Source organism: Brevibacillus centrosporus (assembly GCF_003710815.1).
Classification (GTDB): Bacteria; Bacillota; Bacilli; order Brevibacillales; family Brevibacillaceae; genus Brevibacillus; species Brevibacillus centrosporus.
The window spans coordinates 277,060-299,219 of sequence record NZ_RHHP01000015.1 but is presented as its reverse complement, the minus strand read 5'-3'; the positions used below and the strand labels follow the sequence as shown (position 1 = coordinate 299,219).

Annotated in this window: 26 protein-coding genes; 11 read left to right on the top strand and 15 right to left on the bottom strand. The window is 49.9% G+C overall.

All coding sequences use genetic code 11. The features are described 5' to 3' along the window. The first annotated feature begins 74 nt into the window (after positions 1-74). A complete protein-coding gene (locus tag EDM55_RS15455) occupies positions 75-602 on the top strand; it encodes a DUF84 family protein (RefSeq protein ID WP_092268894.1) in 528 nt (175 codons plus the stop codon). 47 nt (positions 603-649) lie between these two features. Here EDM55_RS15455 and EDM55_RS15450 read toward each other — a convergent pair whose 3' ends face one another. Continuing rightward, positions 650-1,231 carry a YnaG family membrane protein gene (locus EDM55_RS15450; RefSeq protein ID WP_092268892.1) on the bottom strand — a complete coding sequence of 194 codons (582 nt, stop codon included), beginning with the start codon at positions 1,229-1,231 and terminating at the stop codon, positions 650-652. A gap of 95 nt (positions 1,232-1,326) precedes the next feature. Here EDM55_RS15450 and EDM55_RS15445 point away from each other — a divergent pair, with 95 nt between their 5' ends. Further along, entirely contained in the window at positions 1,327-1,917 is a 591-nt protein-coding gene (locus EDM55_RS15445; protein ID WP_092268890.1) for a hypothetical protein, read from the top strand. A 124-nt stretch (positions 1,918-2,041) separates the two neighbouring features. On the opposite strand, the gene EDM55_RS15440 is transcribed toward EDM55_RS15445, so the two are convergent. Further along, complete coding sequence (locus EDM55_RS15440) at positions 2,042-2,254, bottom strand: DUF1540 domain-containing protein (protein WP_092268888.1); 213 nt, start codon at positions 2,252-2,254, stop codon at positions 2,042-2,044. A 106-nt stretch (positions 2,255-2,360) separates the two neighbouring features. Between EDM55_RS15440 and EDM55_RS15435 the strand changes: the two genes are divergently transcribed. Beyond that, positions 2,361-3,140, top strand: a complete 780-nt coding sequence (locus EDM55_RS15435; RefSeq protein WP_092268885.1) for an SDR family NAD(P)-dependent oxidoreductase — start codon at positions 2,361-2,363, stop codon at positions 3,138-3,140. Here EDM55_RS15435 and EDM55_RS15430 read toward each other — a convergent pair. After that, positions 3,072-4,355 (bottom strand): MFS transporter, encoded by a 1,284-nt coding sequence (locus EDM55_RS15430; protein WP_122960692.1) that lies wholly within the window; start codon positions 4,353-4,355, stop codon positions 3,072-3,074. The genes EDM55_RS15435 and EDM55_RS15430 overlap by 69 nt on opposite strands. A gap of 153 nt (positions 4,356-4,508) precedes the next feature. Further along, a complete protein-coding gene (locus tag EDM55_RS15425) occupies positions 4,509-5,717 on the bottom strand; it encodes an MFS transporter (RefSeq protein WP_221175502.1) in 1,209 nt (402 codons plus the stop codon). 165 nt (positions 5,718-5,882) lie between these two features. Here EDM55_RS15425 and EDM55_RS15420 point away from each other — a divergent pair, with 165 nt between their 5' ends. Beyond that, entirely contained in the window at positions 5,883-6,614 is a 732-nt protein-coding gene (locus EDM55_RS15420) for an ArsR/SmtB family transcription factor (RefSeq protein WP_122960691.1), read from the top strand. After that, a complete protein-coding gene (locus EDM55_RS15415) occupies positions 6,598-7,896 on the top strand; it encodes an MFS transporter (RefSeq protein ID WP_122960690.1) in 1,299 nt (432 codons plus the stop codon). Before EDM55_RS15420 ends, EDM55_RS15415 begins: the two co-directional genes overlap by 17 nt. Before the next feature lie 60 nt (positions 7,897-7,956). On the opposite strand, the gene menC is transcribed toward EDM55_RS15415, so the two are convergent. The 3 genes from menC to codY form a co-directional block, all read right to left on the bottom strand. Further along, the gene (gene menC, locus EDM55_RS15410; RefSeq protein WP_122960689.1) at positions 7,957-9,075 is read right to left on the bottom strand and encodes an o-succinylbenzoate synthase; all 1,119 of its coding nucleotides are present in this window, start codon (positions 9,073-9,075) and stop codon (positions 7,957-7,959) included. Positions 9,076-9,081: 6 nt separating this feature from the next. Continuing rightward, on the bottom strand, positions 9,082-9,960 hold the full coding sequence (locus EDM55_RS15405) for a MurR/RpiR family transcriptional regulator (protein ID WP_122960688.1): 879 nt from the start codon (positions 9,958-9,960) through the stop codon (positions 9,082-9,084). Positions 9,961-10,136: 176 nt separating this feature from the next. Beyond that, on the bottom strand, positions 10,137-10,913 hold the full coding sequence (gene codY, locus EDM55_RS15400; protein WP_122960687.1) for a GTP-sensing pleiotropic transcriptional regulator CodY: 777 nt from the start codon (positions 10,911-10,913) through the stop codon (positions 10,137-10,139). A gap of 214 nt (positions 10,914-11,127) precedes the next feature. On the opposite strand from codY, the gene EDM55_RS15395 reads away from it, so the two are divergent. Further along, a complete protein-coding gene (locus EDM55_RS15395) occupies positions 11,128-11,208 on the top strand; it encodes a YjcZ family sporulation protein (RefSeq protein ID WP_092268866.1) in 81 nt (26 codons plus the stop codon). A 54-nt stretch (positions 11,209-11,262) separates the two neighbouring features. Here EDM55_RS15395 and EDM55_RS15390 read toward each other — a convergent pair whose 3' ends face one another. From EDM55_RS15390 to EDM55_RS15375, 4 genes are all read right to left on the bottom strand, one after another. Then, positions 11,263-12,039 carry a sporulation protein gene (locus EDM55_RS15390; RefSeq protein ID WP_092268864.1) on the bottom strand — a complete coding sequence of 259 codons (777 nt, stop codon included), beginning with the start codon at positions 12,037-12,039 and terminating at the stop codon, positions 11,263-11,265. A gap of 60 nt (positions 12,040-12,099) precedes the next feature. Further along, a complete protein-coding gene (locus EDM55_RS15385) occupies positions 12,100-12,633 on the bottom strand; it encodes a sporulation membrane protein YtrI (protein ID WP_092268952.1) in 534 nt (177 codons plus the stop codon). Further along, a complete protein-coding gene (locus EDM55_RS15380) occupies positions 12,630-12,941 on the bottom strand; it encodes a YtrH family sporulation protein (protein WP_092268861.1) in 312 nt (103 codons plus the stop codon). Before EDM55_RS15380 ends, EDM55_RS15385 begins: the two co-directional genes overlap by 4 nt. A gap of 247 nt (positions 12,942-13,188) precedes the next feature. After that, positions 13,189-13,413: a hypothetical protein gene (locus tag EDM55_RS15375; RefSeq protein ID WP_092268859.1), complete on the bottom strand. Its 225-nt coding sequence runs from the start codon at positions 13,411-13,413 to the stop codon at positions 13,189-13,191. A gap of 294 nt (positions 13,414-13,707) precedes the next feature. Between EDM55_RS15375 and EDM55_RS15370 the strand changes: the two genes are divergently transcribed. From EDM55_RS15370 to EDM55_RS15365, 3 genes are all read left to right on the top strand, one after another. Beyond that, the gene (locus EDM55_RS15370; RefSeq protein WP_122960686.1) at positions 13,708-14,958 is read left to right on the top strand and encodes an MFS transporter; all 1,251 of its coding nucleotides are present in this window, start codon (positions 13,708-13,710) and stop codon (positions 14,956-14,958) included. After that, positions 14,955-15,116, top strand: a complete 162-nt coding sequence (locus EDM55_RS30300) for a hypothetical protein (RefSeq protein ID WP_170184461.1) — start codon at positions 14,955-14,957, stop codon at positions 15,114-15,116. Before EDM55_RS15370 ends, EDM55_RS30300 begins: the two co-directional genes overlap by 4 nt. Before the next feature lie 288 nt (positions 15,117-15,404). Continuing rightward, positions 15,405-16,775, top strand: a complete 1,371-nt coding sequence (locus EDM55_RS15365; protein WP_170184462.1) for an HD domain-containing phosphohydrolase — start codon at positions 15,405-15,407, stop codon at positions 16,773-16,775. 81 nt (positions 16,776-16,856) lie between these two features. Here the strand turns inward: EDM55_RS15365 and EDM55_RS15360 are convergent, their stop codons facing one another. Together EDM55_RS15360 and EDM55_RS15355 are read right to left on the bottom strand one after the other, a co-directional pair. Continuing rightward, complete coding sequence (locus EDM55_RS15360) at positions 16,857-17,366, bottom strand: hypothetical protein (RefSeq protein ID WP_122960684.1); 510 nt, start codon at positions 17,364-17,366, stop codon at positions 16,857-16,859. Between the two features lie 21 nt (positions 17,367-17,387). After that, positions 17,388-18,467: a M42 family metallopeptidase gene (locus tag EDM55_RS15355; protein WP_092268851.1), complete on the bottom strand. Its 1,080-nt coding sequence runs from the start codon at positions 18,465-18,467 to the stop codon at positions 17,388-17,390. Positions 18,468-18,617: 150 nt separating this feature from the next. On the opposite strand from EDM55_RS15355, the gene EDM55_RS15350 reads away from it, so the two are divergent. Beyond that, positions 18,618-19,463, top strand: a complete 846-nt coding sequence (locus EDM55_RS15350; protein WP_122960683.1) for a GNAT family N-acetyltransferase — start codon at positions 18,618-18,620, stop codon at positions 19,461-19,463. 71 nt (positions 19,464-19,534) lie between these two features. Then, the gene (locus EDM55_RS15345; RefSeq protein ID WP_122960682.1) at positions 19,535-20,836 is read left to right on the top strand and encodes a BaiN/RdsA family NAD(P)/FAD-dependent oxidoreductase; all 1,302 of its coding nucleotides are present in this window, start codon (positions 19,535-19,537) and stop codon (positions 20,834-20,836) included. Between the two features lie 259 nt (positions 20,837-21,095). On the opposite strand, the gene EDM55_RS15340 is transcribed toward EDM55_RS15345, so the two are convergent. Continuing rightward, positions 21,096-21,689 (bottom strand): YdeI/OmpD-associated family protein, encoded by a 594-nt coding sequence (locus tag EDM55_RS15340; RefSeq protein WP_092268846.1) that lies wholly within the window; start codon positions 21,687-21,689, stop codon positions 21,096-21,098. Between the two features lie 260 nt (positions 21,690-21,949). Continuing rightward, positions 21,950-22,153, bottom strand: a complete 204-nt coding sequence (locus tag EDM55_RS15335; RefSeq protein ID WP_092268844.1) for a hypothetical protein — start codon at positions 22,151-22,153, stop codon at positions 21,950-21,952. Between the last annotated feature and the right edge of the window lie 7 nt (positions 22,154-22,160).

The window sequence follows — 22,160 nt, the reverse complement described above, 5'->3', positions numbered from 1 at the left end:
ATCACATCCCCCCCACTTGTGGGGAAGTGGTATACTACCATTAGTTTATCGCGCAAAGAAGGAGAGAGTGTCGTATGGATTTTTCCGCTTTTCGCTATGCCCTCGGGACAACCAATAACGCCAAAAAGTCTGCCGTTCAAATGGCCACAGGTACCGAGCCTGCCTGCTTATCGGTCCCATCAGGGGTCTTTGATCAGCCTATGTCCGAGGAGGAAACAGTCGAAGGCGCCATCAATCGAGCCAAAACTGTGTACAAACTGATCCCGGGAAGTGACATCGGGCTAGGGCTGGAAGGCGGGCTCACCTATGACTTACAGCACAAGCAGTGGTATCTGATATCGGTCTGCGCTGCATGGAACGGAGCCGAGCTGTACATAGGGAAAGGCTTGTCTTTTCCGATACCCAATCAGGCTGCCGAGCGCATTCAACAAGAAAATGTGGAGCTTAGCACCATCATCGACGAATGGAGCGGCATGACAAACAGCAATCATCAAGGAGGCGCGTACGGCCTGCTGACCGAGAATCGGATACGCAGGGCAGACGTATTTCGCGATGCTGTATTGGCTGCCATCACTCCGTTCTTATCTCCTTACTACAAATAGAAAAAACCTCCCCAGTCATGTGCTGGAGAGGTTTTTTGGTTTGGCACTTACCGGGCTGTGTAGAACGGATAAATCACCAGAGCGCCCAAAATCGCGATGGCCCCTACAATCATCCCCCAAGCCCCAAGCGATCGTGAATTGCGTCGATACGCCAGGTAGCCAAGCACCATCCCAATGGGTGCAAACAGATACGGCATTAAGAACAAGGACAAAATCGACAATCCGAGCCCTGTCATTCCGATCCCGCTAGCCCCATTTTCCCGACTATCCTCGTCATTCGCATCACGGACTGTACGACGAACCGGAATTGGTTCGGCAATCTCAGCAGCTGCCTCGACGTCATCATCTCGGATCGCGGAAGCCCGATATTTCTCTTCCTGCGTACGATCAATACCGTCTAGACGCTCTGAAAAATCGTCCTCGTCTCCAACACGTTCACCTGTGTAGCGTTCCGTGTGGGTAAAAGGGTCATACTGGATTCTTCGCTTCACAGACCTCTCATCGTCTTCGTCAAACGCAGCATTGGTCCATGTATCGGCGGCGAATTCCGTGTCGTGCATGTCAACTGTCTCGGAAAAGCCGGTATCTTCCTTCCGCTTCGCATTCATACGTTCTTTTCGGTCCGACATGTCATGCTCAGCCCCTTTTCACAAAGGATTTGTTAGTGAAGGAAGGTAGCCTTATTCTCTGCCTTCGGTGTACAATTTAAACTGGAGGCGAGAGGATGAAACCTGAGAATGTCCTAACCATTGGTATTGATATTGACGGCACAGTGACGTCACCCAGCAGTATTGTCCCCCTGATGAATGAAAGCTTTGGTAAAGATTTGCGATATGAGGATTGCTTTGAATACAATCTGGCCAACGTTTACAAAATCACCGACGAGGAATTTGACAAATGGCTGGATGAAAACGGAGAGCGCTTGTACATGGAAGCGCCTGTCCACGGGAATGCGGACGAGATTTTGCGCGACTGGCACTCCCACCATCAGCTGATCTACATCAGCGCCAGGGAAGCACGACATCGCGCGGTCACGCTTGATTGGTTTTCCCGTTATGATATTCCGTTTCATGAAGTCGATTTGATCGGGTCCCATGATAAGCTGGCTGCCGCTAAAAAATGGAGAGTAGATCTCTTCCTGGAAGATCGGCTGGAAAATGCGCTGCAGCTATCGGAAGCTTTGCAAATCCCAGTCTTTTTGTTCGATACGCCGTACAACCAAAGCGAGCTGCCTCCCCTGATTCATCGTGTAAAGACGTGGGATGAAGTGCAGAAAAAAGTACAGGTGCTAAACCTTGCGCGGACAAGCGTATAAGAAAAGATACATGAGAAAACTTGGCTCCGCAATGCTTTGTGGCGGAGTCATAGTTGCACTTATACAAAAAGACGTATCACCCAGCCTGCTAGGGATACGTCTTTTTGATCACACTCCGCAGATTTTACTTGCCTGATTTTTTCGGTTTGAACGTCAGACAACAGGTCTCGGAAGATGTGCTTGCACGATCTTGGTGTTGATCGTTCTCCGAGGCAAACTCGGTTTTGTAGTCGGCACTCGCATGAGCATCGATCTCCACCATGATCTCTTCAGCACTGCACTGATTTCCGTCTGCCCAGTATTCGCAATTCGCTACACTGCATTTGACTGCTGGCATGTGTATTCACCCCCTAGGGGCTATCCTTCACAACAAACAGGGGGCTTATACTAATGCCGAAAAGAAAACCCGCCGCGATTTTTGGCAGGATAGAAAGGACGATTCCATGATTCAAAAGCGGATCATCGTCATCACCGGAGCCACAAGCGGTCTGGGCCATGCCCTCACTCGCCAGCATCTGGAGAGAGGCGATACAGTTATCGCCACTGGCCGCAGCGAAGAAAAACTGCAGGCACTCAGGCAGGAACTCCACCATTATGAACATCTTCACACGCGGCAGTTCAATGTCACGGATAAAGAGGCGGCTTGCCAATTGGCAGCATGGGTACAGGTACGTTTCGGCCGCTGTGATCTTTTGTATAACAACGCAGGCGTGGCGACCTTTGCAGCTCTGTCCGACATGAAGCTGGAAGAGCTGAATGAAACCTTGGAAACAAATATCAATGGGGTCATCTACACCACCCGTGCCTTTTTGCCCATGATGATGCAGCAGCATGGCGGACATATCGTGAATATTGCTTCGCTCGCCGGACATGTGGCTACTTCCAAAGCTGCTGTTTACGCTGCGAGCAAGGCTGCTGTCATCCGCTTTAGCGAAGGCTTGCGTCACGAGCTTTCCATGCATGGAATTCACGTCACCTGTGCCATGCCAGGTCCGATCGATACACCCTTTTTGGATCGTGCAGATCGTACCGGGTCTTACCGCAGCAAGGTGAACAGCTATTTGTTGACACCAGAGCAGACCGCTTCGCTCATCCTCCAAGCGGTAGATCGGAAAAGGCCGGAAGTCGCGATGCCAATGCGCCTTCATTACCTGTCACGACTTTATGCCCTCCTGCCGTACCGTGTGAAGCTCCTCGTCGCTCCCCTCCTCAATCGCAAGTGAAGGAGTATCCAGATTACGGAGCATGACAAAGGCAATGCTTCCACAGATGATACAAGCAATGGCTCCTGCTCCAAACAATCCACTGACTCCCATCAAAGGGATGAGCAATCCCGAAACGGCCGCTCCTGCCGGCATGCCCGTACCTGTGATGGTGCGTACACTGGTCATGACGCGGCCCAAAAGCTCATTGGGGACCTGTCTTTGCAAATACGTCCGATACAAAATGTTGTAGGGAGCGTAGCTAAAGCCTGCCAATGCCATAGACAGCATGGCGATCTCCAAGCGGGAAAAGAGAGCTAATGGCATCGTCGTGACTCCCCACGCGACGATGATTCCCGCCAAAGTCACCCCCAGTGGGAGTCTCCACGTAACGGTAGAAAAAAACAACGAACCCACTAGTGCACCGATCGCCAGAGAAGACCAGAGCATTCCGAGCGCAACGGATCCCCCACCCAAATCGTTGTTGGCATATAGCGGCAATGCTATTTCAATTGGCCCATACGCCATGTTAAACAAAAAGGTAAAGACAACTAAAGCAATCATCTGCTTTTTGCCCAATAAAAACTGGTAGCCCATGCGCATGTCCAGCAAAAGGGTTCGTATATCATATTTCGTTTGGACTGCGGCTTTCGCAGAGGCAACTGGCTTAGGCAGCCGCGAAAAACAGAAGGCACAGACGAAAAAGCTGGCAGCATCAATGATCAGCACGTAAGCTTCCCCGATCCAACCAATCAGCACACCCGCCAGCGCAGGTCCAAACATGTAAACGATCTGCCATTGGCTCTCCATCACTCCATTGGCCTTCACCAAATGCTTGGGATCGCCTACCAGGCTGGGGAGCATCGTCTGTGCTCCTGCGGTGCTAAGTGGTGAAAGAATACCCGCAGTGACGATGAGGACATAAATCCAGCCCAAAGGAACCTGATCGATTTGCAGCAAGACCACCAAAGAAATAAAGATAATTCCCCGTACCACGTTATCAAGCATGATCAATTTTCTGCGATCATATCGATCCAGCAGGACCCCTGCCACCAGTCCTGAAAAAACGGCCGGAAGCATGTAAGCAAGGATGACTCCCCCCATCGCAGCTGAGGAGCCCGTCTTTTTCATGACAAACCACGTCAAGCCCATCCATCCAAACTGATCGCCTAATCCCGAAAGAAACATCCCCAGCCAGTACCAGCGAAACGAATACTGTCGCCACAGCTCTTTCATATACATCTTCCTTTTCTTACCTGAGGTTGTCTTTATTGTATGCATTTAATCATACTTTTTCAGCGATTATATTTATTAAATAAAAAAAGCTCTATTCCGATCAAAAAAAATCCCTCTGCCTTTTTATCTGGCAAAGGGATTTACTCTTCCTGCTTACATGTCAGCTACTTGCCTTTCCAAGCGGCTGCGGGTCCACAGCCAAAGGAAGCCCGCTATGACGCCAAACACGGCCAACCACCCGGATACAACGGCACTGCCTACCTTCTCTGCCCCATACCCGAGCACCAGACAGCTGGCGGAAAAGCTCCCCATCGTCGCCATTTCCCTTATGGAAAACACACGCGCCAAATAGTCCGGATCAGCCAATCTCTGCAGCTTCGTGACAGAGAGTATAGAAGCACTATAGGAAGCGAGGGAACAAACGAGAATCGCAGCCGCCAGACCAAAGATCGGTGTGATGTGAAAGACTGCATAGATCGAGAGGCCCATCGCAACTAAAGTCCAGCCTTGCACAGCCGATACCCCTTTATCGCCCAAGTGGTCCGATATTTTCGTCACAACGATCCCGGCGAAGACACCCCCAAGCCCCAAAGGAATGTCCAGCAGCCCAAAAACGTACAGGCCTTCCCCTCGCTCCTGCAAAATGTAGTACATGAGCATGATGTAGTAAGCGCCCAGCACACGTTCCGCCATCTGATACAGGAGGACCTGCCCGATATCCTTTTTCCTGGCAATGTAACGAAACCCCTCCTGCAGACGTGCAACAAAGCTCGTGGCTAAACTGGAGTTGGTATCGATCACGATCTTCGGAAGTCTGAGCAAGATGAGCAGGGAAAACATATAGCAGGCTGCATCCAGCAAGAAGTTGTATCGATAGGAAAACAGATACACCAGTATGGCCGCGACACCCTGACAAACAATAATCAAGAACGATGTCGTGCCTTGCAGTAAGGAGTTTGCCGTCAGCCGATCTTTTTCTGCCACTGCGCTCACAATCGCCACCTGCATGGCCGGCTGGAAGAAGGCACTGCAAATATTCACGGCTATCAACAACAGAAAAGCCACCCACAAATAGGTAGGGGAAGAGATAAAGAAAAAGAGACTAACGAGAATGCCGCGCAAAAGGTTTACCGTGATCATCACGCGCTGCTTGTCCCAGTTTTCCACGAGCGCTCCGGAAAAAAAGCTGGTCAAGACGTAAGGAACCATCCGAAAAACGGTCCCAGCGGCAAAAGAAAGACCCGATCCACTTAAATCGTGTAGAAGCCCGACTACCGCGATGAAGGTAAACTCATTTCCGATGATATGAATGATATGTGCCGCATATAAACGGCGAAATACCGGATGTTTTAGCAATGCCATGATCTGGTCCCTTTCACCGATTTTCTCGTATTGTAACACTTGTCGAAAAAGAATGGCAGAATGATCTTGAAATTCATCTCGTTCTACTGATACAATACGTTCAAATAAAATTGAATGTTATAAAATGAAAAAACGTTCATTTTGAACGAAAAGAGGATGATATCGTTGAAACGTTACCAGGTCATCGAAACGATCGAGCAGCTAAAGGCCATCAGCGATTCTTTACGCTTGGAGATTGTTACCTATCTGACAAAGGAAGCGTACACCGGGAAGCAATTGGCGACTATGCTGAATCTTTCTGCCTCCAAGGTTCATTACCATCTGAAGGAGCTGGAAAACCATCACTTCATTCAAGTGGTTCGTACCGAAGAAAAGAACGGGATCGTGCAGAAATTTTACCGGGCAGTCGCCTTCGATTTCAAAGTGAGCGACGACTTATTGCCATCGCTGCAGGAGGACACGATGCTCACGCAGGAGTCCATGCTTCATCACCTGCGCTCTAGCATCACACGTTTGTACAACGCACCGGAAGCGTCTTTCATGCAATTTGCCGATGAGGAAAAACGCCCCCCTTCAATCGCCAGTACCTCTGAATTCAAGGCTCCACGCCACCAAATTCAGGCATGGCTTTTGAAGTACAAAGCACTCCTAAATGAGCTCGTTGAAATCGAGGATCAATTTCAGAAGCAAGTAGCAGCTGGCGATGCAGACGATGTCGAAGAGAATTTTTATATGGTAACGGTCGGCTTTATGACCAACGAACGTTATTTTGTAGCCGAAGATGAATCATTGCCCGACAATTACGAGCATCTTCCCAGTGAATTTGAGCATTTGACAGACAAAATCGTAGTCAAGAAAAAGAAAGCGAGCGAAGCCCCAGATGATCGTCGCGAATAAGGGAAGTCTTTGGCGCAATCGCCCCTTTGTTCTTTTATGGTGCGGAACGATTCTTTCTGCCCTCGCTGACAGTGCCTTTTTCCTGGTGCTTTCCTGGTTTATCGTTGATGTTACAGGATCGGAGACCATGCTTGGGACGACCTTGATCAGCATGTCCATTCCGCGCTTGCTGTTCATGCTGATTGGCGGTGTAGTGGCTGACCGCTGGAGTCGCAAATGGATTATGTTCTCTTCCATTCTCGCTCGTGGATTCATTCTCTCTGCCTTTGGCCTGAGCTTATTGTGGGGAAATGAGGGGTGGCTCCCCTTTTCCGCCTATGCAGTCGCGATTTTCTTTGGGACCGTTGATGCCTTTTTTTGGCCGGCACGCAGTTCGGTTCTCCCTTTTTTGGTCAATCGCGATCAGCTCGCACCCGCCAACAGCATGATGGAAATTTCCCAGCAGATCAGTATGGTACTTGGCCCATTGGTCTCTGCCTTGCTCATCCGCAGCTCCCATTACCCGCTTATGTTTTTTATCCTTGCCCTCGCCTTCTTTGCAGGAGCCGTGTTTATATTTGCGCTGCGATTGCAACAAGCTGCTTCAGACAAGGGGCTACAAACGACAGCGTCTTCTCGTTCCTATTTCAAGGATCTATTCAGTGGGATTCGGTTTACCTTTTCCGTTCCCATATTAAGCATCATTTTCTGCACGTCCCTTTTTACCAACATGACTTTTTCCGGGCCGATCAACATGGGCCTTCCTCTTCTCGTAAAAAGCCTGGGATGGGACGGAAGCGCGTACAGCTCCCTAAGTATTACACTTGGAATCGGGACGATTGCGGGCGGAATCATCACTGGCCTCTTAAACGGGTTTCGCGGTCGGTTTCTCCTGCTTCCCTTCTTTCTCGCTATCATGGGCCTTGCTGTCAGCTCCCTTTATTTCATGCAGCATCTCAGTCTAGGCTTCGCGGCCATGGCGACGATCGGACTTATGCTCAGCATCACGAACATTCCGTTTATCACGTACATTCAGACCATTGTCCCGTCTGCCATGCTCGGTCGAGTCATGTCTCTGCTCTCTTTGATGTCACTTGGGCTTGGGCCTGTCAGCTATGCGATCTGCTCCTTCGTGCTGGAGCACAAACTCGCTACACCTGCTGTCATCATGCTGATCGGTGGGATCGGGCTTGCGATGATTAGCATGAGTCTGTGGGTGTTTCGTACCGTACGCCAAATGGAGCAGCATCCTGCATGGGCTCGTACCGAAAAGGTGCCTGAATCACATTCGTTATCCTCCTGATGCCTTCGCAAAGAAAACGCACACGGCGAGCAGAACAACATGCTTCGCGTGTGCGTTTTCTTATTTTTCCGGTCGATAGCTGGCGGAACGAACCGCATATTTGCCAACAGCCTGTTGGTTTAACGCGTATCCAATCCCTGGCTGTTCAGGAACTGCCAGCTGGCCTGGTGCTACAAGCTCAACCCCCGGCTCGATGATATCCAGATCCCAGTAGCGGCTCGACGCTGCCGTATCCCCTGGGATCGTGAAGTTTGGCAGCGATGTAATCGCAACGTTGTGGGCACGCCCGACTCCCGACTCCACCATCCCGCCGCACCACACCGGGATGCCATGGGATTCGCATAGATCGTGAATGCGCTTGGACTCGGTCAAGCCACCTACACGTCCAATCTTGATGTTGATAATGCCGCAGCTGCCAAGCTCAATCGCCTTGCGCGCATCCTCTGCGTTATGAATACTTTCATCCAGGCAAATCGGTGTCTTCAATTGCGCCTGCAGCTTGGCGTGATCGATGATATCGTCGTGGGCCAACGGCTGCTCGATCATGATCAGTCCGTACTGATCGAGCTCTTTCATAGTATCGAGATGCTCCATCGTGTAGGCAGAGTTCGCATCGGCCATCAGCGGAACACTGTCGCCAAAGCGTTCACGAATTCCTTGGATAACTTGGACATCAAAGCCCGGTTTGATCTTCACTTTGATTTTTTTATAGCCGTCTGCGAGCGCTCGTTCAACTCTTTGCAAGACTTCGCCTACCGTCGGCTCTATCCCAATACTGATACCCACATCGATCAGCGATCTGGTTCCGCCCAGAGCTTTCGCCAGCGAAATGCCTTTCTGCTTGCTGTACAAATCCCAGATTGCTCCCTCCAAGGCGGACTTCGCCATGTTGTTTCGTCGAATGGGAGCAAAGAGTCGATCTACATCCTCCGGAGTTTCGATCGGCTGGGAGAACAACTTGGGAATCAGAAACTTCTCCATCATGTACCATACCGATTCTGTCGTTTCTTCATTATAGAAAGGAGTTGGCATCGCTACGCTTTCCCCATAGCCAACCACCCCTTCTCCATGAACGGAAATAAGCAGAAAATCCTTGATGGTAGTGCTTCCAAAGCTGGTTTCAAAGCGAAAGCGAAGCGGCATTTGCAGCTGCTGTACTTCAATGCGTTCCAATTTCATTCTCGATCATCCTTTCTCGTCCAATTGACGAACAAACGGGTAAATTTGTCGGCTGGTTTTTTCATACAAATCAAGGCGCTGTTCTACATTCTCCCTGTCTGCCGCCAAGACAGCACCCACAATGGTATTCAGCAGTGAAAACAAGGCTGCCATTCCCAGCAAAACCGTTGGCGCAGGGGTCGGTACCTTCAGAAGCTGATCGGCAATCGGGCCGATCGGAGAAAGCTCATTATCCGTGAACCCGAGGACATATGCCCCTTTTTCCTTTGCCGCCTGCGCAAACTGGATCGTCTCACTGACGTAGCGCGGAAAGGAAAAGGCGATAATCAAGCACGACGAGTCCAGCTGTGTCAGCAAGTAGTTCGCGTCATCGACTGGGCCTTTGTACAAATGGACATTTCCTTTCACGATATTCAGGGCAAAGGAAAGCCAGTGCGCGGGGGCATGAGAGCTTCGAAAGCCGACGACAACAATCTGCTTGGCAGCCAGAATCGCCGAGACAGCCTTATCCAGCTTTTCCTTACTCAGTTCACTCAGCGTCTGCTGGATCGAGTTCACATCCTGTTCCATGTGAAAGGAAATCAGATCCTCTTTGGCTTGCAGCTCTTCTGCTGCATTTCGCCAGTGACTGATGGTCTGCTCTTGCGGATGCGGTGCGATCAGGGTATGGCGCAGCTCATTTTGCAGCTCGCTGTAGCCAGAGTACTCCAGGGCGTAACACAGACGGATAATCGTCGTTTCACTTGTTCCGCTCAGCGTGCCTACGACTTTGGCTGGATTCAGGGCTACCTCCTTGGGCTTTTCCAGAATAAACTTCGCTGCCAGCTTCTGCTGGTTTGTCAGCTGGGGGTAGTACTTGCGAATGCGTTCTTGGACATCTTCCATGCGGATCTTAGCCTTTCTTTTCTTTTTTTGAAGTTTAAACTTTAGAATGTTGTTATTTTTGCAGTTTATCCTTACAGAAAAGTATAGACTGCTTTTTCCAAATATTCAATGCCATCCTCACAAAAAAAGAGCCTCTCTTTCAGGGGAAAAGAGAGGTTCTGATGTCCACAAGTGGATTACGAGGTTTTCCATTTTGCCAGTTCAGATGGGAATTTATCATTCAGGACCTTGATGTAGGTACCTTTCATTCCCAATGAACGGGATTCCAGCACGCCGGCACTCGCCAGCTTGCGAAGGGCATTGACGATTACGGAGCGTGTCAGGCCAGCCTGATCAGCCAACTGGCTTGCCACCAACAGTCCTTCTTTGGCGTCCAGCTGCTCCATGATTTTTTCGATGGCGATTTGCTCGCTGTAGGACAGGGACGAAAGGGCGATTTTCGCGAACGTTTTGTCTCGCACCTCGTTTTCGATTTGCTCTGTCCGTTGGCGAACGATTTTCATCCCGATTACGGTCGCACCAATCTCACCCAAAATAAGATCCTCGGTCTCGAATTGACCATAGGCACGCAGCAGGACTAGTGTTCCCAAGCGACTTCCACCCGCATTGATCGGAACCACCGTCGTCATCATTTGCGGGAACAGAGAGCTCATTTCCGCAGGAACCATACTATACGGGCTGCTGATTGGCTCATTTGCGAGCGTCTGCGTCACTTCCAGCAGCTTTTGGTGAACGCCATCCTGTACGTAGCTGGAAGAACGTCCTTCCTCGTTGAGGGCGATATCCTGATTCAATCCGCTACCGAGAATGGTTCCATCTGCCGTAATAATGTATACATTCGCAGCAATGACATCAGACAAGAGTCTTGCGAGGTCCTGGTAACCGACTCCGCTGCCTCCCATTGTTTTTTGCAGCATTACATTAATCTTTCTAGTTTTTTCTAGTAAATTCATCAATTATTTCCTCCTTGGATTCTTCATGCTCACAGTATTGTCAGAAAAATCCAGGCCTATACATGCAAATCAAAAAATTAGAAAGACATCGCTCGGGCGTCTTCAAATACAACTAACTTGGGTGGGAAAATAGGTCAATATCCGGACACCGAAACGTCTATCCGCTAATATCCTGTAGGGAACTCAAGAATGCTCGTGACTAGGAGGGGTACCGATGGGATTGTTTAATGGCGGTGGCATTGCTCTGATTCTCGTTTTGTTTATCCTGTTGACCATTGTCGGTGTAGACGAATAACTATCAAAAGAAAACTGCCTGTGCTCGGACACAGGCAGCTTTTTGCTGTTCATTCTAACGGAGTTGTTTGCGAATCAAATCTTCAATGGAGTGGGCAATGTCTCCCGTCGAGCGCTGCAGATCCTCTCGATGCAGGCGGAATCGTACATAACGTTCGTCCAGGTTAAAGGCCTCTTCAAAGGCACCCAAAAAGCCTCGAGCACGTTTGTCCAGCTCCATGAGCACTTCCACACTGTTCTCATTTAGGTAAAAGATGATTTCCAGCTCTTCTACACGGCTGCGATAAGGACCGGTCGGACGGAATTCAAATTCCTGCACGAACGGGTATGCTTTTCCCAAGTGCCGATTGTACTCGCAATCCACCTTGTACAATTGAAAGCCGATCTGCGAAACGGCATCCATGACTTTGGCCATCAAAGGATGCGGACGCACCTCGATAAAGTCGGAGTCGCCTGGGTCAATCGCATTTTTAATATCCAGTCCGGTACGCAAATACACGGGCTGACGCCCCATGGTCAACGGTGTCTCATACGGGAGACGGAAAGCGAAAGGCAGCACCTTGTGTTCCTTCGGCTGCAGAACGACCCTCTCCGTCAGACGATGCTTGATGAGCGTGCACTCCTCTTTCACCTTACTGTCGTTGTTCTCCCGCTCGTAATGGGTGATGACGTACATGTAAATCTCATCGATCTCCTGGGCCACATCTCCCCCGGTTAGATGCACTTCCCCTGACAGCACTTCCCCGGGAATGAGGGAATCCTGCTCCAAGCGGGTGTCCACTTGTGCGGAACCAATCCCCACGCTGGCCAATAATTTTTTGAACATCGACATGTACCACTCTCTCCTTTACGCTTCGACCGGTAGAATTTTGCCCGTTAGGAAAACCGGTGCTTATGTAGAGATATACGAATCCACAAAAAGAAAGTTTCGGGCAACTTTCTTCCATACATCATCCGGTTTTACCTCGGCCGTCACGAACAAGTGCAGCGTACGGCTGATGACTACCGTCTTGACCCTGACCTCCACCATCGTGCGATCAGGCAGCACATATTCGCGCCTCCGCAGCATTTCATGCAAAACCTGATGGACCTCAGCGACCTGTTCGACTTTCTTTCCTTTCAGGGACGCCAGGTCCTTTTCCATCCACTCGACCACCTGCACCTCTATGGTTGGATGGGGCTTGGGATCCATGACTGTGACCCGTACCTCTTCGATCCCGACCGCTTGCTTTCTGCGCGAGACGTTTTGACTTTTTTTCAGCTCCTGATTTTCTTCGTACAGCTTTTTGTTTTGGAACTCCAGGCTTTTCTTCACCAGCATCATTTCTTCCATCTCTTTTCCGTATAAAAAAAGAACGGTGGATCCGCCTAAAAGGATACCGATCACCCAGATAGCTACATAGCGCTGCCAATGTGCTCGCTTCATGAGCGTACCTGGATGAGCCATTGCACACAGATCGTTCCAATGTGCGCACCGAGAAAAGCGACGACGATCATTACCAGCTGCTTGAAAACAGGTGTCAAGTTGCCCATCAATATTTTTTCGATTTGCAAAAACGAATCAAAAGTTCCCCCTAACGCCCCCACCAAGCCCCATATCTTTAATTGATCAGCCAATTGTGCCATAGACAAAAGAGGAGGCTTGTCGGTCAAAAAAGCACCAATTCCACCGGAGAGTGATCCTCCGACCACGATTCCATACGCCACAAAAAACGTCAGAATGACCTGAGCCATACTGCATTCATCCCCCAGACTGCTTGTGCTTATCCTTATCCCTACGCAGCTTGTCAGACTTTTATGAACGCTCATCCAACCTGTCGTGACGGCACCCAAGTAAGAAAACCTCTATCGAGGCCTGTTCGAGGAGGAGCGACCGCGTTTTAGCGGAAAGTTTCCATGCGCTCCGGAATTCATAAGCAATACGCTTATAAATTCCTATACGTTAAAAAACGGCATGCTCAGGAACATGCCGCTCTCTGACCTAATTTTTTCGTCTGCCTTGCCTGCGCAGTCTTTTTTCGATACGAGGTGAATTCATCACCATCAGATCCATGAACAGGTTGACCATGTTCGGATTGCGCAGCAGCTGGTTAAATACGTCTGGATTTTCTTTGAACCATTGCTCATTTGCCTTGACCCAAGACTTAAATCCGGTATTGGATTTGTAGTACTGATTTAATCGTCGTATCGGTCGATAGGCGCTCATCTTAATCTATCCCTTCATCAAAGAATATGGAGAGAAGAAAGATGATAATGACAATCCAGATCACTACTTCAAAGCCATCCTGGTCAAAAAAGCCCATCCTGTCGTCCCCCCTTCAATCTGTCACGCTCTTCTCCCGCCCACGGGGCTATTCATTATAGGTATATGTCGCGTGATAGGAAATGGATTGGACGCTTGCCCTCCTGCCTCTCATTTTCCGCTATCGCCCAATTGTGTGCATAGAGAGGCTCCTGTTCCACTCATACTAATCAGGAAATGAACAGAGAGGAGACGATTATGGAAGCCTCAACGGGTTCACTGTGGCGAAACAAGCCTTATTTGTTACTCCTGCTCATTGTTTTTTTCATGCACCTCGCATCTTACTTAGTCATCCCTGTCTTTCCTATTTTTCTGGAGAAAGCCCGTACCCTCTCGCTTTCCCAGGTGGGATTGATACTCGGTGCTGGCAGCATCACGTATCAAATCGGGAGCTTGCTCGGCGGCCCGTTGTCTGACCGCTTTGGCAGGCGCAGCATCATCATGATTGGTGCCCTTTTGCAGGGAAGTGCCATGCTAGGCTACCATTACTCTCTGACCTACTGGCTCTTTTTTCTGTTTTCCGCTGTCAACGGGCTGGGGCTTGGTCTGCTAGCCCCTACGATCAAGGCCATGATTGCCGATGAAGTGGACGTTCATAACCGTACAGCCGCTTTCTCCTGGCGTGGGATTCTCGCGCACTCTGGCATTATCGTAGCTGGCGTCGTCATTGCATGGATGACTTCAAGAGGACAACAGCCATTTCTGATCGCCGCGCTCGTATTTGCCCTGCTCGCAGCGCTTACCCGCTTCAGCCTGCCCGATGACCGCTGTGTCGGACCTGACTGCCAGCGCACGCCTCTCTCGGAGTACAAAAATCTTTTGACCCATCGCAGCTTCCTGTTCTTTTCCCTGATTACCCTGGTGATTTGGGCACTCTACGCGCAGTTTGCCTTAATCCTCCCGCTGCGGGGAGAGCATGTCCTGCACTCGGCAACGATGATCGGGCTGATCTGGACGATCAACTCGATAAGCGTCGTGCTGCTGCAAGGGTTCATCTCCCGTTTTGTCCTGCAGCGAATCAATCCTTATCTGTCCCTGGCGATGGGAACGACGCTCCTGGGTACGGGTCTCACCGTGATGGGCTGGGCTGAGCATTTTATTACCTTGAGCGGATCAGCCATTCTATTCATTCTGGGGGAAATGCTGTTCATGCCCGTGCAGGACAGTCTCGTGACCCATTTTGCCAAAGAAGATCGGCTCGGTGCCTATTTTGGTTTTTCCAACTTTGTCTCTGGCATTGGAACGGCGATTGGCACGAGCCTCGGTGGGATGATGGTGGACAAGCTGGGTGGGGTCGGCAGTCTTTATCCGTGGATCGCGTATGGGGTGATCACCCTCTTCGTGACGGCAGTTCTGGGTTTGTTTGCCATATACGCCATGGCACGATACAAGAAAACCGACTCGCAAACCTTAGCACCTCGAACGAGAAAAAAGGAGGGAGCCACATGACGTGGACAGATAGAGAAGACGTGGTCGTAAAACCAGCTGCCGAGGAGAGGCCAACAAAAATGCCTTTGTCTTCGCTGCTGATTCAATTGGAAGACATCGCAAGCGCACGGCCTTATTCCAAAACAGCAAAAACCAGCAAAGGATCGTGGTTCTCATGACGAAATCAAAACCGAAATCAGCAAGAATAGACCAAAATCCCGAACGAAACAGACAACCAGACTCCATCAAAAACAACGCCCCCGGCTTCGGGGACAAGAAGCTGGAAGGACCGAATCGCCCTTCCACGTAAAGATTTATCCTCGAGTGTTCGTCCTGCGAACGCTCTTTTTTATTCCTGGCAAATGGAAGCTCATTTTCGACAATATTCGGATATTTTCTTGAAGGTTACGTCGAGATAGCCTATTATGATAGGAAAGAATACCCATAAACGGAAAGGACGTAGAGCCTTGCCACTCAAATCGACGACCAAATCTCATCTTTATCCCCTCTTTCTTCTGATGCTGCCCATCATTTTTACGGTGGTCGTTGTCATCGGGTACTCACAGGCGAAGCAGCTCTATTTTCAATCTGGTGTGCGTGCGATGGACAGGCAGCTGAACACCGTTACGCAAATCCTCTCTCTTTTTAATGCACAAGTGAAAGACAACATCCTTAGCTATACAGAAGCCGAAAATCAAATCAGAGACATGATGGTAGGGCCCAAGCGTGCAGATCAAACGCGTGACCACTCCCAGGTCAAGCTGACTCTTGCACAGGGAGATGAGCTTTTCGCTTTCAACTCCCAGGGGAGCCTGACGATTCACGGCTCACTTGAGGGCCAAAATATGTACAACCTGCCCAATCCCGGTGACCGCTTTTTGGTCAAGCAGACCTTGAACGAAGGAAAAATGGTCAGTACGTATCGTTGGAATTTGTCTGACGAATCCTCCAGCATCGAAAAAATCGCAGTTGTCCGATACTTCCCCCAATGGGACTGGTACATTTGCCTCGTCTCGCCAGAAGATGAATTTTACGAACAATTTAGCAAGGTAAAACTGTTTCTCATCATCCTGGTAGTGATCAGCTACCTGATCGCAGCGATCTTGTTGACTCTCACCACAAGAAAAGAAAAAGCACTCCTCACCTCTACCTTGCGCGGAGAACAGCTGGCAGAGGTCAATCAAAGCATTCTCAAATCACTCGCAGTCGCCTTGGAAGAGCGCGATGCCTATACGTCTGGTCATTCTCAGCGAGTGGCTTATTATACCCGTATAATCGGTCAGAAAATGGGTCTGGATAAAGAAACACTCGACCTGATGTACACGGGAGGACTTCTCCACGACATTGGCAAAATCGGAATCGAAGACAGTATCCTGCTCAAGCCAGGAAAGCTCACAGAGGAAGAATTTCACAGCATCAAGTCTCATCCCGTACGCGGGGAAGCACTCCTGCGAAAGCTGTATGCCGAAGTAGACAAAAAGGATGCAGACAGTATTCGTTCCATTCTTGCGATCACCCGTCATCATCATGAACGTTTTGATGGGAAGGGCTACCCGGATCAGCTGCAGGAGGAAAACATCCCGATCATAGCCCGAGTAACAGCCGTCGCCGACTCATTTGATGCCATGACCTCCTCCAGAGCCTATCGAAGGGGATTGTCCTTTTCCAAAGCATGCGATGAGATCATCCGTAATTCCGGAACGCAGTTTTGCCCGAAGGTTGTTGAAGCTTTTTTTCAAAGCATTACAGAGGAAACCTTTCACCATGCCCAACAAATCTCGCGAGCCAATGAGATTTTGGACCCTCTCGTACAAGAGAAACGAATTCATCTCGCCTAGAATAGGCAGATAAAATTATAAAAAGCAAAGCCGTGCAGCTCCACTTGTGGGGCGAACACGGCTTTGCTTCTTTTCATCGGGTTATGCAATAGGAACGAGCTTGTACGGCAAGGAAAACGACTCGAGCTTTGCCAAAAACTTGTCGTACGCCTCCTGATCCGGCGCGATCAACTGCAGGTAGCGAGTAAAATAGAAGACGATGCGGTCCTCTAGCCCCTCTTGCAAGCGATAGTGCGCAAGTGTTGCAATATCTCTCTGGTTGTAAAAGTAGTCGTAGCGCTCTTCGGTCAGCGGAGCGCGAAAGGTGCGGCTGACAACCACTCCGTTGCTCAGGTTTTCCCTCGTATTTTCTTTGGTTGCCCCGAGCAGCCGGAGAAGCTCCCCTGCCCTTCGTCCGCCTAATTTCTCGGCTAGCATACTGTCGTTGTACTCGACCTCCAGATCACTTAAGCGATGCGCAACCGATTCAAGCATGCTCATCAAAACTTTGCGCACGGCCAGATTCTCAGTCGCAAATTGGTTGTCGAATACGTTGAACTCGAAGGACGTAGCCTGATTGATTCGCTTCGTATAGAAAGTGACTGTGTTCATCGTGTTTCCTCCACTCGATCGTTATCGCGGCAGAATCGACTCCCATGTTTGTCGATCCAGCTTACGGATAATCGAGAACAGGAGACGCTTCGCCGCTTCGTAATCCGCTGTATCGATGATTGAAGCATGGCTGTGAATATAGCGGGACGGAATGCCGATTACGGCAGAGGGAACACCTTTGCCGTGGTTTTGCACGACACCTGCGTCCGTGCCCCCTTTGGCGACGTAGATCTGATATGGAATCTTTTCCTCTTCACAGGTCGCGATCAACAGCTCTCGCAGCCCCACCGGCATGACGTACATCGGATCGTAAATACGCATCAAGAGACCGTTCCCCAATTTGCCGCCTTCCTCTCGCACGCCAGGGATGTCTCCTGCCGGGCTAGCATCCAGCGCCAGGAACAGATCCGGTTGAATCAATTCCGCTGCTGTTTTGGCACCGCGTGTACCCGCCAGCTCTTCCTGAACAGTCGCTCCCACATAAACCACATTCGGATGACCAGGACGCTCATGCAGCTCTTTTGCCAGCTCTACTGCCAGACTGCAGCCATAGCGGTTGTCCCACGCCTTTGCCATGATGCGACGCGGGTTTGCCATCACCTGGAATGGACAGATCGGCAAAATCGGCTGGCCAGGACGAATGCCCAAACGCTCCGCTTCTTCTCGTGTATCTACACCGATATCGACGTACATGTTGCGGACATCCATCGGGCGATTGCGCTGATCATCGCTCAGCACATGCGGCGGGATCGAGCTGATGACGCCTTGAATCACACCTTGGCCCGTAATAATTTGCACACGCTGTGCCAACAGAACCTGTCCCCACCATCCGCCTAAGGTTTGGAAGGAAATAAAGCCTTTCTCGGAAATGCGTGTAACCATGAAGCCCACTTCATCCATGTGTCCTGCAACCATGATCCGCGGTCCGTTTTCGTCTCCACGCATAACGCCGAACATGCTGCCCAGGTTGTCATAGACCAATTCATTTGTATACTGACTTATGTATTCCTTCATGATATCGCGTACCGGGCCTTCAAACCCGGGTGCGCCAGGTGCTTCCGTCAGACGTTTCCACAACTCGAGCGAAAACTCGTTCTCCATTCCAGTCGTGCCTCCTCTTTTGTACAGCAAAAATTTCTACGTACTCTATTATCTGCGAGGGCGAACAGGGATGCAACTGATCGATGGGCAGGAAAAGACATTCCATTTCCCGAATGCTTGTAAGATACATATCGTCAAGGAGGGAAAAGCATGTCGATCACACTTCGCAAATTAACAGAGCCACAGGACTTACAGCAGCTCGAGGCCTTGGAGGGTGCTGTATGGAATACGACCGAGGTCATTCCTTACCACATGACCATTACGATCGCCAAGTTTGGCGGCCTTTTTATCGGAGCGTTTGATGAAGACAAAATGGTCGGGTTTCTGTACACATTTCCAGGAAATTCTCACGGAGAGCCTCATCTCTGCTCGCACATGCTCGGATTTTTACCGGAATACCGCAAGCAAGGTCTCGGCGTGCAAATGAAATGGCTGCAGCGAGATGAAGCGATGGAGATGGGGCACACCAAGATCACATGGACGTACGATCCACTAGAAACGGTCAACGGGGTTTTGAATATCGCCAAGCTTGGCGGCATCGTTCGGACGTATTTGCCAAACTGCTATGGCGATCTTGACGATGAGTTCAGTCGTGGGATTCCTACGGATCGCTTCTTAATCGAATGGTTTCTCGATAGCCACCGGGTAGAGAATCATCGTGCCCAAAAAGGAGAAAAGCCGAATCTCGTGGAGGGAGCTCCCGAAGTGCTTAGCTATGAAATCGTCGACGGACTCCCAAAACCTATCGAGCAGCGTTTCGATCTGCAAGAGCCGATCCTTCTGCTGCCTGTGCCTGCTTACTTTCAAGAGGTCAAACGCCGTGACATGGACGTAGCTCGCAGCTGGAGAAAGCTCACGAGTGAGCTCTTCCAGTCTTACATGGGGCAAGGCTATACGGTGACGTACGTCTTCCGCGATCCAGATCAGGACATCGTCCGCTACGTGCTCGACAGACGGCCGCTCCCGGCGATTCTGGATTCCACCGCCCGTGCTTAAAAGCGATTCGTCCCACCTTATGGTACAATGGGTGTTGATCTACCCTATTGGAAAGAGGACGAGAACGAATTATGCATAGATCTGAATACGATTTCGATGTCATTATCATCGGCGGCGGCCCTTCCGGTTTGATGGCTGCGGTTGCTGCCTCCAGCCAAGGCGCGCGTGTCTGTCTGGTAGAAAAAGGCGGAAAGCTGGGGCGCAAACTGATTATCTCCGGCGGTGGCCGCTGCAACGTCACCAATGCCAAGGAACAGGACGAGCTGATCAAGCAAATGCCTGGAAATGGACGGTTTATGTACAGCGCATTTGCCCAGTTTAGCAACCGGGATATCGTTCAGTTTTTTGAAGAGCTGGGCGTTGCTTTAAAAGAAGAAGACCGCGGCCGCATGTTTCCGGTAACAGATAAAGCCGTTACTGTCGCGCAAGCTTTGATCGACAAGATTAAAGCACAGGGAGTCACCATTCGGCTGAACAGCCCTGTCCATAACGTTCTGTATACAGATGGACGAACAGAAGGAATTCTGCTCCAATCGGGGGAAAAGCTGCTGGCTCCTTGTGTCATCATTGCCGTTGGCGGCTGTTCGGTGCCGCAAACCGGTTCTACGGGAGATGGTTATGCTTGGGCCAAAGACGCTGGGCATACCATTACCGACCTGTACCCAACCGAAGTACCGCTCGTTGCCAATGATTCGTTCATTCGCGATAAATCCCTACAGGGCCTGTCCTTGCGGGATGTAGAAATGACGTTGTACGCGCCAAACGGCAAGAAAGTGAACACGCAGGAAGGCGACATGATTTTTACCCATCAAGGTCTGTCTGGGCCTGCTTCCCTGCGCATGGGGCATTATGTCTCCATCACACAGCGTAAGCACGGGTCCGTTCCCCTGTCTTTGACACTGGATCTGATGCCGACCAAGAGCGTCGAGGAAATTGAGACGGAAAGCTGGGGCCTTTTGGAGGAACAGCCCAAAAAAGCTGTAAAAAATGTTCTGAAAGGCTACCTGCCGGAACGGATTATTCCGATCTTGCTATCACTCTCCTCCATTACGGAAGAGACAACGCTCAGCCATATGCGCAAACAGGAGTGGGCAGCATTCGCGAAATTGATCAAAGCCTTCCCTTTGACCATCACAGGCACGCTCTCCCTGCAGGAGGCCTTCATCACAGGAGGAGGCGTCAGTGTAAAAGAAATCGATCCGAGAACCATGCAGTCCAAATGTGTGGAGGGCCTATACTTCTCCGGCGAAGTCATGGATGTCCACGCTCATACTGGCGGTTACAATATTACGATCGCCTTTTCCTCCGGCTATGTAGCAGGCACACATAGTGCTCAAGCCGCACTGGAAAATTATTCTGCAAATCAGGTTTAAGGTCAGCGCGTTCGGGGAATCTATTGAATGGGTAACTCTTTTTGGAAAAGAGTGATCAGCATCTTACTCCCCCCTAGTTGTAAGATGCTGGTTATCACACCTTTACTCCCTTTATCTTCCCTATTATGAAGCGGCGCCTCGGTGAGCGCCGTTTCTTTTTTTGTACCCAGACTTGCTCTTTTTCATATTCAGCCACAAGAAAAACCACTCACAGGAATGAGCGGTATGTTCGGTTTGTTCGACTTCCCTCTGCAATCTGCTAATCGTTTAATCCCTTCCCATCGAGAATTTGCTGCATGTACTTTTCCACTCTTGCCTCTCTCGTTTTGGCTTGCTTGGGTTGTGAAAAATGAAGCAGGTAAGCTCTTTGACGTCCGGGTGTCAATTCTTCAAAAGCCGCTTTCAAGGCAGGCATTTCTTCAAATTTGTTCTGAAGCTCTTCCGGAACGGTATAGTCTTCGTTCTTTTTCAAGCTCACTTCCAAACCTGCTTTTTCAACTTCGATCGCTTCCATGATATACGCTTTTACGATAGCTTCCTGTTCCACGATTTGATGAATATCCGTGAAACGAATCTGGCGCGCAGCTTGTACATTCTCTGTTTGCTGGATGAGAATCCCCTGAGGGTCCTTGAGCAAGGCACCCTTGTGAAACAGCAGCGCGCAGTATTCTTTAAATCCATGTATTAAAACGATATTTTTGCCCTCAAGCGTGTAACAAGGATGCATCCACTTAAACTCTTCGGTCAGCTCACAATCCAGCACGATATTTCGCAGCTTCTCAAATTCTTCCCGCCACTTTTTAGACTTGCTTAAAAACTCATCAACCTTCGGATTCAATCTGCTGCTTGTCATCAAGGAACACTCCTCTTCTGTTTTCGAGTTCCCAGCTAAATGATTCCCTTTATTATGGAATGAATGTTTGTATATGGCAAACATTCATAGCTGCATAAAAGATAGCCTGTAAGAAAACCTCTATCGAGGCCGTCTCAAGGAGGGGCGACCGCGTTTTAGCGGTAGGCATTCATGCGCTCCGGAATTCATAACCGTAGCGCTTATAAATTCCTATACGTTAAAAAAACACCCGCTGCCTTTGCATCGGGTGTCTCTCTCTTTTACGAGGAAGCTACAGCTTGATATAAATAGGCAAAGCCCGCCATCAGAAACGCGAAGCCAAGCAGGTAAAACGTATTGGCCCGCTGCTTGACCCGTTTTTCATTCCCCTTGAAATGGGCTTCCATGCGAGACTGCCATCGTTTCGTTCTAGGCTGGATCATCACAATCACGCCAATCAGAAGAAGAAACAGAGGAAAACTCAAGGATGGA

Coding starts and splice junctions, on each gene's coding strand:
- EDM55_RS15455 (WP_092268894.1), top strand. CDS start 75: ATGGATTTTTCCGCTTTTCGCTATGCCCTCGGGACAACCAATAACGCC.
- EDM55_RS15450 (WP_092268892.1), bottom strand. CDS start 1,231: ATGTCGGACCGAAAAGAACGTATGAATGCGAAGCGGAAGGAAGATACC.
- EDM55_RS15445 (WP_092268890.1), top strand. CDS start 1,327: ATGAAACCTGAGAATGTCCTAACCATTGGTATTGATATTGACGGCACA.
- EDM55_RS15440 (WP_092268888.1), bottom strand. CDS start 2,254: ATGCCAGCAGTCAAATGCAGTGTAGCGAATTGCGAATACTGGGCAGAC.
- EDM55_RS15435 (WP_092268885.1), top strand. CDS start 2,361: ATGATTCAAAAGCGGATCATCGTCATCACCGGAGCCACAAGCGGTCTG.
- EDM55_RS15430 (WP_122960692.1), bottom strand. CDS start 4,355: ATGAAAGAGCTGTGGCGACAGTATTCGTTTCGCTGGTACTGGCTGGGG.
- EDM55_RS15425 (WP_221175502.1), bottom strand. CDS start 5,717: ATGGCATTGCTAAAACATCCGGTATTTCGCCGTTTATATGCGGCACAT.
- EDM55_RS15415 (WP_122960690.1), top strand. CDS start 6,598: ATGATCGTCGCGAATAAGGGAAGTCTTTGGCGCAATCGCCCCTTTGTT.
- menC (WP_122960689.1), bottom strand. CDS start 9,075: ATGAAATTGGAACGCATTGAAGTACAGCAGCTGCAAATGCCGCTTCGC.
- EDM55_RS15405 (WP_122960688.1), bottom strand. CDS start 9,960: ATGGAAGATGTCCAAGAACGCATTCGCAAGTACTACCCCCAGCTGACA.
- codY (WP_122960687.1), bottom strand. CDS start 10,913: ATGAATTTACTAGAAAAAACTAGAAAGATTAATGTAATGCTGCAAAAA.
- EDM55_RS15395 (WP_092268866.1), top strand. CDS start 11,128: ATGGGATTGTTTAATGGCGGTGGCATTGCTCTGATTCTCGTTTTGTTT.
- EDM55_RS15390 (WP_092268864.1), bottom strand. CDS start 12,039: ATGTCGATGTTCAAAAAATTATTGGCCAGCGTGGGGATTGGTTCCGCA.
- EDM55_RS15385 (WP_092268952.1), bottom strand. CDS start 12,633: ATGAAGCGAGCACATTGGCAGCGCTATGTAGCTATCTGGGTGATCGGT.
- EDM55_RS15380 (WP_092268861.1), bottom strand. CDS start 12,941: ATGGCTCAGGTCATTCTGACGTTTTTTGTGGCGTATGGAATCGTGGTC.
- EDM55_RS15375 (WP_092268859.1), bottom strand. CDS start 13,413: ATGAGCGCCTATCGACCGATACGACGATTAAATCAGTACTACAAATCC.
- EDM55_RS15370 (WP_122960686.1), top strand. CDS start 13,708: ATGGAAGCCTCAACGGGTTCACTGTGGCGAAACAAGCCTTATTTGTTA.
- EDM55_RS30300 (WP_170184461.1), top strand. CDS start 14,955: ATGACGTGGACAGATAGAGAAGACGTGGTCGTAAAACCAGCTGCCGAG.
- EDM55_RS15360 (WP_122960684.1), bottom strand. CDS start 17,366: ATGAACACAGTCACTTTCTATACGAAGCGAATCAATCAGGCTACGTCC.
- EDM55_RS15355 (WP_092268851.1), bottom strand. CDS start 18,467: ATGGAGAACGAGTTTTCGCTCGAGTTGTGGAAACGTCTGACGGAAGCA.
- EDM55_RS15350 (WP_122960683.1), top strand. CDS start 18,618: ATGTCGATCACACTTCGCAAATTAACAGAGCCACAGGACTTACAGCAG.
- EDM55_RS15345 (WP_122960682.1), top strand. CDS start 19,535: ATGCATAGATCTGAATACGATTTCGATGTCATTATCATCGGCGGCGGC.
- EDM55_RS15340 (WP_092268846.1), bottom strand. CDS start 21,689: ATGACAAGCAGCAGATTGAATCCGAAGGTTGATGAGTTTTTAAGCAAG.